Here is a 13672-nt window from a genome sequence, read left to right as displayed (position 1 = left end):
CGCCCTGCCGAATTCAGCCGCCGGCCCGCGGCGACCGGCGCGGCGGCACGCCCACGTACTCGATCGCATCGGGTGGCAGCTGTCGCAGGATCGCTGGGGCCTGGGCCGCACCCTCGACGGCGTTGGCGACCAGGTTCTGCACGATCACGAACATCGCGGGCAGGTGGATCTGCGCGGGCGTGAAGTCGAGGTCGAGCAGCACCGCGGCGGCGGCACCGGAGATGTTGACCGGCGTGCGGCGCCGCCGGATCGCGATCGCCTCGATGCGTCGCATGAGCGCCCAGTGGCGGCCACCGTCGTGGCCGGCGCGCGCTCGCCAGGCCGCGAAGGCCGCGACGCGCTCGTCCTGCGCCCGCGCGGCCACACCGAAGCCGGGGATCGGTCGCACGCGCACCGCAAAGTGCCGCTCGAGCGCGGCCTCGAGCGCGGCGTCGTCGTCGTGCCCGACGATCGCGGTGGCGACCGCGACCAACACCGCGGCACAGAGCCCGGAGACCCGAGGGCCGTGCACGCCATCGGTCGCCAGCAGGCCCGCGACGAGGCCCGCGGTGGCGCTGCCGTGCGCGGCCCCGAGGCGCACCGACTTGAGCGGCCAGATGCGGGGATCGGCGGCGCAGGCCGCCGCCGAAAGTGCATCGAGCTCGCTGCACTCCTGCGGCGAGAGGTCACGGTTGCCCACCGCCTGCGAGATGAGGCTCCAGTAGGGCGTGCGGCCGGTGAGGGCGTCGGCGACGCTGCGTCCGCGGAAGCGGTTGTCACCGTGGCCGGCGTGGCCGACGTGCGTGCGCAGGCGGGACTCGTGCGTCACGGGGCTCCGCCGTCGTCGTCGTCCGCCTCGACGTAGTCGAACGGTGGCTGCTGGATCGGGTAGTGCGAGAGGCGACGAGGGACGTGTCGCTCGGCTTCCGCGATCACACACGGGAGCCGGGCCTGCACGACCACGGCGATGAGCTGCAGTGGCTCGCGCAGGCCGCAGGCCTGCAGCAAGGCCAGCGCCGCGGCCTCGGCGGACGCGGCCTCGCGCAGCCACGGCAGCGTCGCGCTGCTGTCGCCGAGTCGCGCGCGCATGGTCGCGACCAGCACGGCATCGCCCTCGCGCGCGGCCGGATAGACGCACGGGAGCTCGCTGCAGCGCCGCAGCCACGGGCCGTGCTGTTCGAGCAGCGCGGCCGCCTCCTCACTCACCGTGGCCGCGGCCAGGGCCACGACACTCGCGGCCGGCGCGACCAACATCCGCGCCAGCAGGGCGGCGTGGGTCGGCGACGCACCGACGTCGATCGGTGCGAGCAACGACCATGCGAGCTCGCACATCGCGACCTGCTCGGAGCTCGGCAGCTCGCCGGTGAACGCCAGCAACGTCAGCTCGGGGAAGCCGTGGTGTCGCGCGAGATCTTCGACCGCCGCGTAGCCGTGCACGCGCACCGGCGGACCAGGGTCGACCACGTGGCCCTGCAGGCGCTCGGGCCAGGTGCCGTCCTCGATGGGTCCGCGGTGTGCCATGGTCGTGGTCACCGGTCGCGGAAGCCCGCGATGACCTGCGCGCGGGGCCCCAGCGGTGGTGCGATCTCGGCGGCGACGCGGACCTCGATCACCGCGGGGTGTCGACCCGCGAGTGCCTCGCGCACCGCGGGGCCGAGCTCGCGCGGCCGCTCGACCACCCACGCGTGCAGGCCCATGGCGCGCGCGATGCCGGCGATGTCGACCGGGCGTCGGTTGCGGACCGCGTCGAGTGGCTCGCCGGCGCCGACCAGCTGGCTGCCGAACCATGTGATGCCGTGCATCTGGTTGTTCTCGACGATCCACACGACCGGGATGTCGTACTCCACGGCGGTCAGCAGCTCCATGCCCTGCATGGCGAAGCAGGCGTCGCCGATGATGGCGATGATCGGCCGCTGCGGCTCGGCCAAGGCGGCGCCGATCGGCGCCGCGGTGCCGTGGCCCATCGAACCGAAGCCGAGGTTCAGCACGAAGCGCTGCTGCTCACGGATGCACAGGTCGTGCACGTTGAAGAGCATGTGGCCGCCGATGTCCGAGAACACCACCGCGTCCTCCGGCAGCACGGCGTTGAGCTCCACGCGCCAACGCTGCGGGGTCACCGGCACCGCGTCGGAGCAGCGCAGCTCGGGTGCGTCGTAGAATTCGTGGCCGTGGGTCAGCTCGAGCTCGTCCCGCCACGCCGACTGCGCGGCCACGCCGTCGCGCAGCAGGCGATGGATGTGATAGATGAGCTCGATGGCGATGGTCTGGGCGTCGCCGACCAATGCGATGTCGACTGGATAGTTGCGGGCAATGCGATCGGCCATCACGTCGATCTGGATCAGCGCCTCGGAGGGTCGGAAGCGCGGGTGCCAGTTGAGCGTGGTGGTCTCGTTGAGCGAGGCGCCGACCGTGAGCAAGACGTCGACGTCGTCGGAGAGCAACGCGATGCGGGCCGCGGAGTGGCCCGCGATGCCCATCACGCCGAGCGACAGCGGGTGGTCCTCGGGGAACACGCCCTTGGCCCGCGGGGTGGTCGCGACCCGGGCCGGCAGCAGCTCCGCCAGCGATCGCACGTGCTCGGCGGCGTCCGAGGTCGCCGCGCCGGAGCCGATGAGGATCACCGGCTTGCGCGCGGTCAGCAGGCGGCGCGCCGCGCTGCTCACCGCGCGACGATCGAACAGCTCGTAGGCCGGGCGGTAGGTCGCGGGATCGAACCAGTCCTCGACCGCGGGTTGATCCCAGTAGTCGACGGGGATGTTGAGGTGCACCGGACCCGGGCGACCGGTCAGCGCCAGTCGCAGTGCGCGACGCAGGTGATGCGCCAGGCGTGCGGGCCCGGGGATCATCGTCGAGTACTTCGTGATGGGCTTGAACATCGCGACGATGTCGATGTCCTCCGGTGGCGTCTCCTGGGCCGCACCCTTGCCGAGCGCGTGCGAGGGCGCCTGCCCGGTCACGACCAGCATCGGTACGCCGTCCGAGTAGGCGCACGCGACCCCGGTGAGCAGGTTGGTCGCACCGGGACCCGAGGTGCCGGCACAGACCGCCATGGCGCCGCCGGTGCGCGCGAAGCCGTCGGCCATGAACGCCGCACCGCACTCGTGACGGGTCACGATGAGGCGGAACTCGGGGTCGCGGGCGACCGCCGCGAAGAAGGGGTGCAGCAGGCCACCCGGCACGCCGAACACGACCCGCGCGCCCTCGGCTCGCAGGTAGCGCAGGAACACGTCCGCCATCGTCAGCTGTTCGTGCACCGGCACGTCAGCTGCCGTCCCCTCCGAACGTGGGCTTGGCGCGGACTCGAACCACGCGCTCCATCACGCCCTGCAACGAGTCGTCGGCCGGCAGCTCGCGCGGCCCGAGCTCGGCGCGGGCGAGATCCGACGGCACGTAGACCCACAGCGTCGTGCCCCGCCCGGGTTCGCTCATGATCTCGAGGCGACCGCCGAGCCCGTCGAGTAGCCGCGCGACGATGCTGAGGCCCGCGCCGTGGCTGCCGCCGACGGGGGGATTGGGATCGGGCCCGCCGGTGCTCAGCACCTGCTCGAGTCGCTCCGGCCCGATGCCGCGGCCGGTATCGGAGACCTTGAGCAGCAGGTGCCCCGGGGTCCCGCCGACCTCGACCACGATGCTGCCGCGCTCGGTGTACTTGGCGGCGTTGGTGAGGATGTTGTCGATCACGCGCTCGAGCATCGCCGGCAGCGTGACGATGTGTTCGGGCGCCTCGCGGGTCTGGAACACGGTGACCCGGATGTCCCGCGCCACGACGGTCGCCCGCAGCTGTCGACGCATGCGCTGGGTCAGCTCGGTGACGTCGATGCGCGCGGGCTCGAAGGGGGTCGCCGGCTCGTGGGATGCGATGTTGGCGATCTCCCGCACGAGGCCGCTCAGCTGCGACACGGTGGTCTCGAGGGTGGTCGCGGTGTCCGCGAGATCCTCGGAGGTCATTGCGCGGCGCATGTGCGCGGCGATGCCGAGCAGCACCGCGAGGGGGTTGTTGATGTCATGGGATAGGTTCCGCAGCTTGTCGCGGTTGGGCTCGCCGATGTCCTGCAGGCGATCGACCACGCGGTCGAGTCGGGCGGCGCGTTCTTCGAGCGCGGCCTCGCGTTGCTCGCCCCACTGCCGCTCGCGTTGGTGTAGCGCGAGCACCTCGTCGACCGCCCACGCGTGCGCCTGCACGAGGTGATCGAACTCGCGGTTGGTCTGCTCGGCGAATTGCAGGTGGTCGGAGACCAGGCGCCGCTGCTCGATCGCGAGCCCGCTCGCCATGCCCAGCAGCACCGCCATCACCGCCAGCAGCGGGGCTGGGGTCACGCCCAGCAGCAGCGCGATCGCCAGCGGCAGCGCGCCGAGCAGGCCGCCGAGCAGCGGTCCGCGCCAGCGCAGCGGCTGGTACCAGCGCAGCGTGTACTCGCAGGCGTCGTCGCCGTGGGCGAGGCACTTGCTCTCGTGCAGGGCCGCCGGCGCCATGCCCCAGTAGAGCGTGGGCCCGGCGCGCAGCTGGGCCTGTCGCGACAGGCACATCAGGCGCGACTCGGTCTTGGTCGAGACGTAGCGCAAGCGAATCGACGTGCGCGACGAGGCCCGCACCTCGTAGCGGCTGATGCGAGTCGCCAGGTGGCTGGTGCCGGCCATCATGCGGTACGCGCTCTCGACCGAGATGCAGCGGATCACCAGCAGCAGTGGCCCGTACACCTTCACCATGTCGTGGGTGCAGGCGCGCATGAACGCCTGATCGCTGTCGAACAGCTTGCGCGCACCGGCGAGCATCGCTTCGAAGCAGGGATGGGAGGTCCACGCGTTGGCCCGACGCAGCAGCTCCTCGTCGATGCCAGCGTCGCGGGCGAGTCGATCGATGGTGGCTTGGCCGAACTCGGCGCGGAGGTACCGCATCAGCGGCAGCAGGACCCGGAGATTCAGCTCCTCGGGGGTCGCGGGCTCGTCGTCGCCGCCGCCCTCGTGCACCAGTCGCAGCCGCGCCCCCGCCCGCATGAGCGCGTCGGTCTCGGCCCGTCGATCACCGTTGTCCACGCCGCCCAAGCCCCGTCGTGCCCACCCGAAGGGCGCCACGCTCCCGGCCACCACGCTACCACGGCCGCGTTGCCGACTGGGCTCGTGCGGCGACGCCATGGGTGGTCGCGACCGAGGCCGACGCGATGCGTTCGGCACAGCGTCGCACCTCGTGTGATGCGCGGGGCGCAACAGGCGCGGAGGAGCTGCAGTGGGGGATCGGGCCGTGCTACGCTCGCGCGCAGCGCCCAGTCGACATGTCGCCGATCTCGATCACGGTGTTCGATGCCGAGACTGGCACTACATCGGAGTACAGCTTCTCCAAGTCGCCGATCCGCATCGGTCGCAACCCGCTCAACGATCTCTCGTTGCCGTTTCCGTTCGTTTCGGGCTGGCACGCGATCGTCCGCTTCGATGACGAGACCGCGCGTTTCTTCGATCTCGGTTCCACCAACGGGACCCTGCTCGACGGTCGGCGCGTGCAGGCGGGCGAGCCGGTCGACATCGGGGCGATGTTGTCGGTGACGATCGGCCGACTCGAGCTGCGGCTGTCGAAGGCGGGGGAGCACGCCGGGGTGTCTGCGGGGATGCCCGCCCCAGCGGGGCCCTCGGCATCGCCGTGGGCGACGACGCCGGCCCCATCCGCGGTGCAGCCGACCGCAGCATGGGCCGTGGTCGGAGCGATCGATCCCGCGCGGGCGGGCGCGCGGCAGACCGCGGCCGCGCCCGCGGGCACCGCCCACGTGCCGATGCACGAGATCCACGACGCGGTCACGGGGCTGCGTCCTGCAGTCGAGCAGTTTCGTCGGGCGTGGTCCACGGTGATGACCGCGATGCACCACACGCTGTCGAGCATGGACGGCGGCACCCGACAGTTCGCGCTGTCGGTGTTTCAGCGCGAGTTCCCAGAGCTCGAGCGCGAGCCCGAGTTCGCCCAGGTGTTGGCGCAGGCCGGCGTCGCGTCGGCGCCCAAGCCCACGGCGCCGGCGGGCGCGCGTGCCGGTGGGGGCGATCTCGGCAACGTGGCGCGCCTCGCCGAGGCGGTCCGTCCCGGCGAAGAACCACCGCGCACGCCGGAGGAGGCGAGCCGGTTCCTGCGCTGCGTGGAGGACGTGCTGCGCGCGAGCGCGAAGGCCTTCGTCGAGCTGCAGAAGGGGCAGGAGCAGTTCGGCAACGAGATGGGCGTGCGCACCATCAAGGAGTTCACGCCGCTGCACGCGGCCGGCACCGCGGAGAACGTGCTCAAGTACCTGCTCGACTGGCAGGTCGGTGGGCCCCATCGCACGCAGGAGCTGGTCGGCGTCTACGCGGACCTGATGATCCACCAGGTAGCGCTCATCAACGGCGTCCTCGAGGGTGCCCGTGGGCTGCTCGCGCGGCTCGATCCCGGTGCCATCGAGCGTCAGGTCACCGCCGCATGGCCGACCCGCGGGGCGGCGCTGTGGAAGCAGTACATGCAGCGACACCGCGAGCTGCTCGAGTCGGATCGTCTGCTGACCGAGGCGATGTTCGGGCCCGAGTTCGCGCGCGCCTACGCCGAGGTCGGCGGCGAGGGCAACTAGCAGGGGTGGGCATGCAGATGGAGACGATGTCGCGGCTGCGAGGGCTGTGGGCGGTGACGCTGCTGGGCGCGTGCGCCTGTGGAACCTCGTGTGGGCGCCCGGAGGCCGCCGCGACCGAGGCCGACGCCGCGGCGCAGAAGTCCCGGATTCCTCACCGTCGCACCAGTGTCGAGGCGCTCGCGGATGCGGAGCTGCGGCACCAGGAGGTCGCGCGCATCGAGCAGTCGCTGCACCCCGACGAGGACTACCAGATCGCGATCGATGCCTGGATCTCCAGCGAGCCCGGCAACGAGCTCGCCGAGGTCCGCATGTGGTGGGTCGACACCGGCAAGAACGACGAGCGCAGCCCGTTCGGCCGCGGCGTGCGACGGCACATCGACATCGACTACGAGCGCCGCGACGCCCACGCGTTCGTGGTGCGCATGGCCGAGAAGGAGCAGGTCTACCTGCTCGACGTCGAGCTCGGCGCCGATGGTACGGCGGCGGCGTACGCCACCGTGACACCCTCGTCGGGCGCAGCGATCGAGCACTGCCGCGTGACCGGTGGGCGCCTCGTGACCAAGACGATGATCGGCATCCCGGTCGGGCTCGAGCGGCTCGAGGTCGCCTGCATCGACGCCGCCGGTCAGGCGCAGCAGGGCGAAGTGCGGCCGGTCCCGCGGTAGCGGTCGCCGGTCTCGCGTCCGCCAGGCCACGGGTCGGAAGTGGTACGCTCCGGCGCCGTGAGACTCGCCCTCTCGTTCGTCGTCAGTGCGTCCCTGCTCGCCGCCTGCAAGCCCGAAGAGGTCACGCAGATGCCGATCTGCCAGCGCGAGGTCGAGGGTGACGCGGCCGTGGAATCGCAGTCGGGTCAGCTGCCGCCCAAGATGTGGTTCTCGGTGTTGCTGCGCAACTTCAACCCCAACACCGGCGTGCCTGCGACGCCGTTGAAGGATTGCAGCAACAAGGTGGTCGAGCCGCAGCTACCGCCCGAGACGGCGCAGTGCGTCGCGGCCGGCAACGGCGGCGAGGCGCTGCCCGACCGCCCGCTGGTCGACGACGACCTGGTGATCGTCCCGCTCGAAGACAGCCGCTCGCTGGTGTGGGTCAAGGCCAAGTGGTTCGACGACGGCGACGCGTTGGGGCCGATCGCGATCGCGGAGTGGACCAAGCGTGGCATCGCCGTGCGCTCGATCGGCGCCATGCGGGCCCACGCCAACCGCGCGAAGCTGCGACTCGAGCCGATGGGCGCGAGCAAGGTGCTCGTGGTCGAGAGCGATCAGTGCGACAAGGACGATCCCAAGAAGTGCAACCGGGTGATGCGGCTGGTGCCGCTGGTCGGCGATCGCTTCGACGAGCGCGCGGTCGTGCTGGGCGACGGCACCTGCCTGGGGCCCGGCGAGTTCTTGCTCGGTGACCGCCGCGAGGTCCAGCAGGACGGCAACGTGCGCAGCTTCGAGCTCATCCGCACGGTCGACTTCGCCGAGGGCAACGTGGTCGTCAGCGAGTCGGTCGTGATCAAGGATCGCGATCCCAAGAGCGATGAGCCGCCGACCGTGTTCCGCAATGTGAACGTGAAGCGACCGCTCACGCTGTCGAACCGCGACATCGTGACCGTGCCGGGGGTCTGGGAGCAGATGCTCGCCGAGCATGGCTCGGTGGCGGCGCCGCCCAAGGCCCCCGCCGCCGGCTAGCCGGGTGCGGTCGCCCGTCGTGGCGCGCCTCTGCGCTCGCGCACCCTGCTAGTCGATGCCGCCCGCGCGGCGACGCTTGGTCTTCACGCGATCGGAGACCACCTTCTTGACCTGCAGGTCGATGGTCAGCAGCTTGCCGCTGTTCTTCTTGATCAGCAGCACGTCGTTGGCCTCGGCGAGGCTCTTCATGCGGCCGTTCTTCATCTTGCACTTCTTGCAGGTGCGCTGACGGAAGACCTCGGGCGGGCGGAAGCCCTCGCGCTCGGGCACGTGATTGAGCCGGAAGATGCCGTCGCCACTCTGCACGAAGATCATCGCGTCCTCGGGCTTGGAGAAGCGGGCGTCGAAGGTCACCCACAGCGCGGGGTCGCCGTTGAGCTCGTCGATCTTGAGGATGAGGCCGGAGTCGTCGCGGCGCGTGAACTCCTCGTTGTCGGCGCCCGACGAGGTCTCCTGGATCTTCTTCTCGACGGTGTACTGCTGCGCGGTGTTGGCGTCGCGGTAGCGCGCGATCACGTGCTTGCTGGTGTAGACCCGCAGCGGCTGGACGCCGGCCTCGGTCTTCACGCGGTCGAGCTCCTTCGGCGTCAGCGGGAGCCGCTTCGCGCAGCCGGTCGCCGTCGCGGCCATCGCCGCGACCGTCAACAGCTGCAGGGTCCTGGACGATGGCATGCGCACGGCAAGATGGGTTAGCCAACGGCCGGGGCCTTGTCAACGGCCGGCGGTGCAAACTTCAGCCGTTGGTCGCACAACGGGCCACGAACACCACCACGGCGACCAGCGCGACCACGAGGAACAGTAGCAAGCCACGTCGGCGCGACGAGGCCTCGCTGTCCTCGGCGGTGTTGGCCTCGCTGATGCGTCGCAGCTCTCGCAGGAGATCGGGCATGTTGCCGAAGCGGCGCGCGGGGTCGGGCTGCAGCCCGCGGGCGATCACGTCGTGGAGCGCCTGGGGCACGTCGGCGCCGCGGCCGTGGGCGGGCCGGGGTGGCACCTGGCCCCTGCGCTTGGCCGCGAGCATCGGCCGCAGCTCGGGGCCCACGAACGGCGCGTGGCCGTAGAGCGCCTCGAAGAACGCCACACAGAACGCGTACTGATCGGCGCGCGCGTCGGCGGCCCCGCCCACGAACTGCTCCGGCGCCATGTACAGCGGGGTCCCGACCAGCACGCCGACCTGCGTGACGCTGCCGAACAGCTCGGGATCGAGGCGCCCTTCGGCGCGCTCGTCCTCGCCGAGCGCAGCGCGGGCGAGCCCGAAGTCGACCACGCGCACGCGGCCGTCGTCGCCCACCAACACGTTGGCGGGCTTGAAGTCGCGGTGGACGAGGCCCGCGGTGTGGGCGGCGGCGAGGCCACGACCGGCGGCGCGGAAGACCCCGAGGATGCGGCGCCACGGCGGTTGCTCGCGCGCCAGCCATCGCTGCATGTTGTCGCCCTCGATGAGCTGCATCGCGACGAACATGCCGCCGTCGTGCTCGCCGACGTCGAACACCGGCACCACGTTGGGGTGTGACAGCGCCGCGAGGGCCCGGGCCTCGCGCAGCAAGCGTGCGTGGTGCTCGGCGGCCGCGGGATCGCGAGCCCGGCGAGGGCGCACCAGCTTGATCGCGACGGTGCGCTGCAGCTGCGGGTCGAAGGCGCGGTAGACCACGCCCATGCCCCCGGCGCCGAGCTTGCCGGTGACGACATAACGGCCGATCGCCGCGGGTGCGGGTTCGGCGGAGCTCGCCGCCGGCACCGTGTCCGCCCGCGCGGGGCCGGTGGTCGGTTCTTCGGTGCGGGTATCCGCCACGTTGCTCGGGCCGCACCGTAGCAGGCAGCCCGGGCGATCGGGCCGCGAAACGTCCGAGCTTGTGGATCCCTGCGGCGTGGGGCGGGTACAAAGGGGGGCGCGAGAGCCATGATCCGGCTGTCGATCAGCGAGCAGGGGCAGCAGCCGCGGCTGGTGACCTTCAACAAGGCGTCGATCGTCCTCGGACGTCTCGACAGCTGCGATCTGTGCCTGCAGGGCAAGGGCGTCTCCAGCCAGCACTGCCGCATCTCGCAGGTGCCGGGCGGCTTCCGCATCGAGGACATGGGCTCGACCAACGGGACCTACGTCAACCGCGTGCGCGTCGGTGGGGCGCAGTCGGTCACGGGCTTCGACGAGATCGTGATGGCGGTCTACCAGATCCGCATCCTCGACGACGTCGGCGCGCGGCCGGCCACCGGATCGATGCCGATCGCCGGCGCAGCGCCGACCGCCACGCCCGCGTTCGGTACGCGCCCGGTGACCGGATCGATGCCGGTCGCAGCCGGCGGCTCGGGGGGCCAGCCGATGATGCCGCCGCCGGGCGCGAGCACGGGACCGTCGCCGGTGTTCGGCAGCGGCGCGCAGCCGATGTCGCAGCCGCCCGGCGTGCACGGCTCGGGCGGTCACACACCGCTGCCGGGCCCGGTGCGAAGCGGCGTGACGACCGGCATGCCGCCGCCGTCGCCGATGACCGCGGGACCCGGCGGTGCCTTCGACGATGCGCGATGGGTCCGCGAGTGGGAGCGCATCGACAAGCTCGTGCAACAGTGGATCGCGGCCCGCCGCGACCGCACGATGTTGCTGCGCGGCGACAAGCTGGCACACGCGCGCCGTTGGCTCGAGCAGGGCCGTGGGCGCAAGCCGCCGCCCAAGCGCGAGCACAAGGAGTTCATCCGCGCGTCGGCGCGCGCCGGACAGACTCGCATCGTCCGCAACGTCGCGATCGGCGGGCTCGTGCTCGGCATCGGCGGTACCGCGGCGTGGAAGCTGGTCCAGATGCGCGACGATCCGGAGCCGGTCGACGGCGACACCGCGACGGCGACCGGCGGCGAGACGCCGACGCCCGAGGTGGTTCCGCCACCGCGCGACGACACGGCGATCGCCGACGCGCTCGCGGCCAAGGCCTTGTCGCTGGCGCCCGAGGAGGCGGAGGCCGCGGCGATCGTCGCGCTCGAGGGGCTCGAGGCGCTGCCGACCGTGGGACTCGAGGATGTCCGCGGCAGCGCGGCCGAGCGGGCGCTGCGACAGGTGACCGCGAAGGTTCAGGGGCGACCGTTGCTCGGACACAGCGGCGCGATCGCAGCGGTCGCGATGTCGAACGACGGTCGCTGGGTCGCCAGCGTCGACGTCGGCAGCGACTCGTCGGCGGTCTCGCTGTGGGATCTCGAGCGACCCGGCGCCGCGCGAGCGACTCGCCTGCGCGGTCACCTCGGCGCGGTGCGTCACCTCGCGTTCGCCGACGACGGCAAGACCCTGGTGACCGCCGGTGAAGACGAGGATGTGTGGCGGTGGAACCTCGCCGAGTCGCCGCCCCATGGGCAGCCGTTCGCGGCGCCCGAGTCCGGCATCACCGCGATGTCGATCAGCGGTGACGGCCGATGGTTGGTGGTTGGCGGTCGCAGTGGTCGCGCACGCGCGATCGATCTGAGCACGCCGGCGTCGGGCTCGACGGTGCTCGACGGCCACACCGGTGCGATCACCTCGGTGTTCCTCTCGCGCGACGGCACGCGGGTCGCGACCGCGAGTGACGACGGCTTTGCGATCGTGCGGCGGCTGGCGGCCGGCAAGCTGGTCGGCAAGACCACGCGCCTCGAGGGCCACCTCGGTGCGGTGCTGTCGGTCGCGATCTCCCCCGACGGCAAGTGGGCGCTCACCGGCGGCGCCGATGCCCGTGGGCGCCTGTGGGATCTCACCGCGCGGGTGCCGAGCGCGACCGTGCGCGAGCTGAGCGGCCACGACGAGGCGGTGTCGTTCGTGGGCTTCACGCCCGACGGTCGCTTCGCGCTCACGGCCGGCGCCGACGATCTCGCGACGGTCTTCAAGATGACGGTCGCCAAGCCCGAAGAGGCCGGCCTCTCCGACCGTCGCGGCCGTGGACAGGGCGACATCACGGCGATGGTCCTGCGCGGGCCCAAGCCCTCGGATCCGGTGGCGGGCCGCATGCCCTACCAGGTCGTGTTCGGCAGTGCCGACGGCTCGCTGCGAACGCTCGATCCCTCGCAGATCGACAAGACCATCGACGGCAATGTCATCGCGGCCCACGCCGCCGGCAAGGTCACGGTCGGTGTCGATGGCAGCGGCGTGTTCGGTGTCAGCGGCGGCGCCGATGCCCGCGTGAAGGTCTGGGACCTCGCGCAGCGGCACGTCGAGGGCGTGTCGTTGGTCGGGCGTGGTCACCGTGGCCAGGTGCTCGACGTCGCGATGGCCCCGGCGGCGACGCGGGTGCTGAGCGGTGGCGCCGATGGCACGGCGCGCCTGTGGGACGCGACCGCGCCGACTCGCCTGCGCCCGCTGGTCGAGTTGCCCGAGCACAAGGGCCGCGTGCGCGTGGCGGTCACGCCCGATGGTCGCTTCGGCGCGACCGCGTCCGAGGACGGCATCGTGCACCTGTGGGGCCTCGAGAGCGAAGACCCCCGCAATGCCCATGCGGCGTACGCCGGCCACACCGCGCCGGTGAACGCCCTGGAGTTCGGCCCCGACGGCAAGGTCTTGGTCAGCGTCGCCAGCGACAAGACCGTTCGTGTGTGGCGGATGACCGACGACCCCGGCAAGGACGTCGTCGTGCTCCAACACGACGACATCGTACGGCTGGTCGCGATCGGACCCACGTCGCGATGGTTGCTCACCGCCGGCGTGAAGCAGATGAACCTGTGGGACCTGAACCGCGCCGATCCGACCGGCGCGACCCGACGCTTGCGCGGCCACGACTCCGACATTCTCTCGGTGGCGATCTCGGCCGATGGTCACTGGGCGGCCTCGGGCGATGCCAACGATCGCGTGGTGCTGTGGAACCTGCTCGCCGACGAGCCCAAGCCGCTGCGCCTCAAGAAGCACGAGGACGGCGTCGACGTGTTGGCGTTCTCGCCCGACGGCAGCTGGCTCGCCAGTGGCGGTCGCGATCGCAAGCTGGTGCTGTGGCGGACGTCGAGCAAGCACCCGGAGGACGATCCGGTGGTGCTGCCCGGTCACGCTGCGAGCCTCTCGGCGGTGGCGTGGAGCGCCGACGGTCGCTGGCTGTACAGCGGCGACGGCGGCGGTGTCGTGCGGGCGTGGCCGGTGGCCGCCGGCAAGGACATCGCCGAGGGCGTGATGGTGCTCGACGGTCACGCCAGCGTGGTCGCGCGCATCCGCGTCGCCACCGACGGTAGCGCGCTGGTGACCGGCAGCTGGGATGGCGCGGTGCGGCTGTGGCCGCTGCAGCCCGAGGGCCTGCACCGCGTGGGCTGCATGATGATCGGTCGCAGCCTCACCGGCGACGAGTGGGAGTCGCTGATGAACGGCTCGCCGCGCGACACCTGCGAGTGAGCCGGCACGTTGGCCGCGTGCGCGACGGACCTCAGCTGCAGCGGCGTCGCGCCGACCTGCGGCTGCGCACACGCGTCGCTGGGGGCATCATCACCGGCCCCGCCCTCGCTCCCGCCCTCCGACGACGC

At 71.8% G+C, this 13672-nt stretch carries 10 protein-coding genes; 4 read left to right on the top strand and 6 right to left on the bottom strand.

The features are described from left to right. Positions 1-13: 13 nt before the first annotated feature. From IPH07_25650 to IPH07_25635, 4 genes are read right to left on the bottom strand one after another with little or no spacing between them, the layout of a single operon-like run. A complete protein-coding gene (locus tag IPH07_25650) occupies positions 14-808 on the bottom strand; it encodes a hypothetical protein (GenBank protein MBK6920807.1) in 795 nt (264 codons plus the stop codon). Further along, positions 805-1512 (bottom strand): hypothetical protein, encoded by a 708-nt coding sequence (locus tag IPH07_25645; GenBank protein ID MBK6920806.1) that lies wholly within the window; start codon positions 1510-1512, stop codon positions 805-807. Before IPH07_25645 ends, IPH07_25650 begins: the two co-directional genes overlap by 4 nt. Then, positions 1509-3239 carry a thiamine pyrophosphate-binding protein gene (locus tag IPH07_25640; protein MBK6920805.1) on the bottom strand — a complete coding sequence of 577 codons (1731 nt, stop codon included), beginning with the start codon at positions 3237-3239 and terminating at the stop codon, positions 1509-1511. The genes IPH07_25645 and IPH07_25640 overlap by 4 nt, the downstream gene beginning before the upstream one ends. A 1-nt stretch (position 3240) precedes the next feature. Continuing rightward, on the bottom strand, positions 3241-5013 hold the full coding sequence (locus IPH07_25635) for a HAMP domain-containing histidine kinase (GenBank protein ID MBK6920804.1): 1773 nt from the start codon (positions 5011-5013) through the stop codon (positions 3241-3243). A gap of 236 nt (positions 5014-5249) precedes the next feature. Between IPH07_25635 and IPH07_25630 the strand changes: the two genes are divergently transcribed. The 3 genes from IPH07_25630 to IPH07_25620 are packed head-to-tail and all read left to right on the top strand — an operon-like array spanning position 5250 to position 8227. Further along, the gene (locus tag IPH07_25630; protein MBK6920803.1) at positions 5250-6554 is read left to right on the top strand and encodes an FHA domain-containing protein; all 1305 of its coding nucleotides are present in this window, start codon (positions 5250-5252) and stop codon (positions 6552-6554) included. Positions 6555-6565: 11 nt separating this feature from the next. Next, the gene (locus IPH07_25625; GenBank protein MBK6920802.1) at positions 6566-7219 is read left to right on the top strand and encodes a hypothetical protein; all 654 of its coding nucleotides are present in this window, start codon (positions 6566-6568) and stop codon (positions 7217-7219) included. 57 nt (positions 7220-7276) lie between these two features. Then, positions 7277-8227 (top strand): hypothetical protein, encoded by a 951-nt coding sequence (locus IPH07_25620; protein ID MBK6920801.1) that lies wholly within the window; start codon positions 7277-7279, stop codon positions 8225-8227. Between the two features lie 48 nt (positions 8228-8275). Here the strand turns inward: IPH07_25620 and IPH07_25615 are convergent, their stop codons facing one another. Both IPH07_25615 and IPH07_25610 read right to left on the bottom strand, forming a co-directional pair. Beyond that, positions 8276-8899 (bottom strand): hypothetical protein, encoded by a 624-nt coding sequence (locus IPH07_25615; protein MBK6920800.1) that lies wholly within the window; start codon positions 8897-8899, stop codon positions 8276-8278. A 61-nt stretch (positions 8900-8960) separates the two neighbouring features. Continuing rightward, positions 8961-10019 (bottom strand): serine/threonine protein kinase, encoded by a 1059-nt coding sequence (locus IPH07_25610; GenBank protein ID MBK6920799.1) that lies wholly within the window; start codon positions 10017-10019, stop codon positions 8961-8963. A 108-nt stretch (positions 10020-10127) separates the two neighbouring features. Here IPH07_25610 and IPH07_25605 point away from each other — a divergent pair, with 108 nt between their 5' ends. After that, positions 10128-13544, top strand: coding sequence for an FHA domain-containing protein (locus tag IPH07_25605; GenBank protein MBK6920798.1), 3417 nt, complete (start codon positions 10128-10130; stop codon positions 13542-13544). Positions 13545-13672 lie beyond the last annotated feature (128 nt).

Source organism: Deltaproteobacteria bacterium, from assembly GCA_016709225.1.
Taxonomy (GTDB): domain Bacteria; phylum Myxococcota_A; class Polyangia; order Nannocystales; family Nannocystaceae; genus Xiheibacterium; species Xiheibacterium phototrophicum.
Note: the sequence above shows the minus strand (reverse complement) of the source record. Positions and strands in the feature narration are given on the sequence as shown.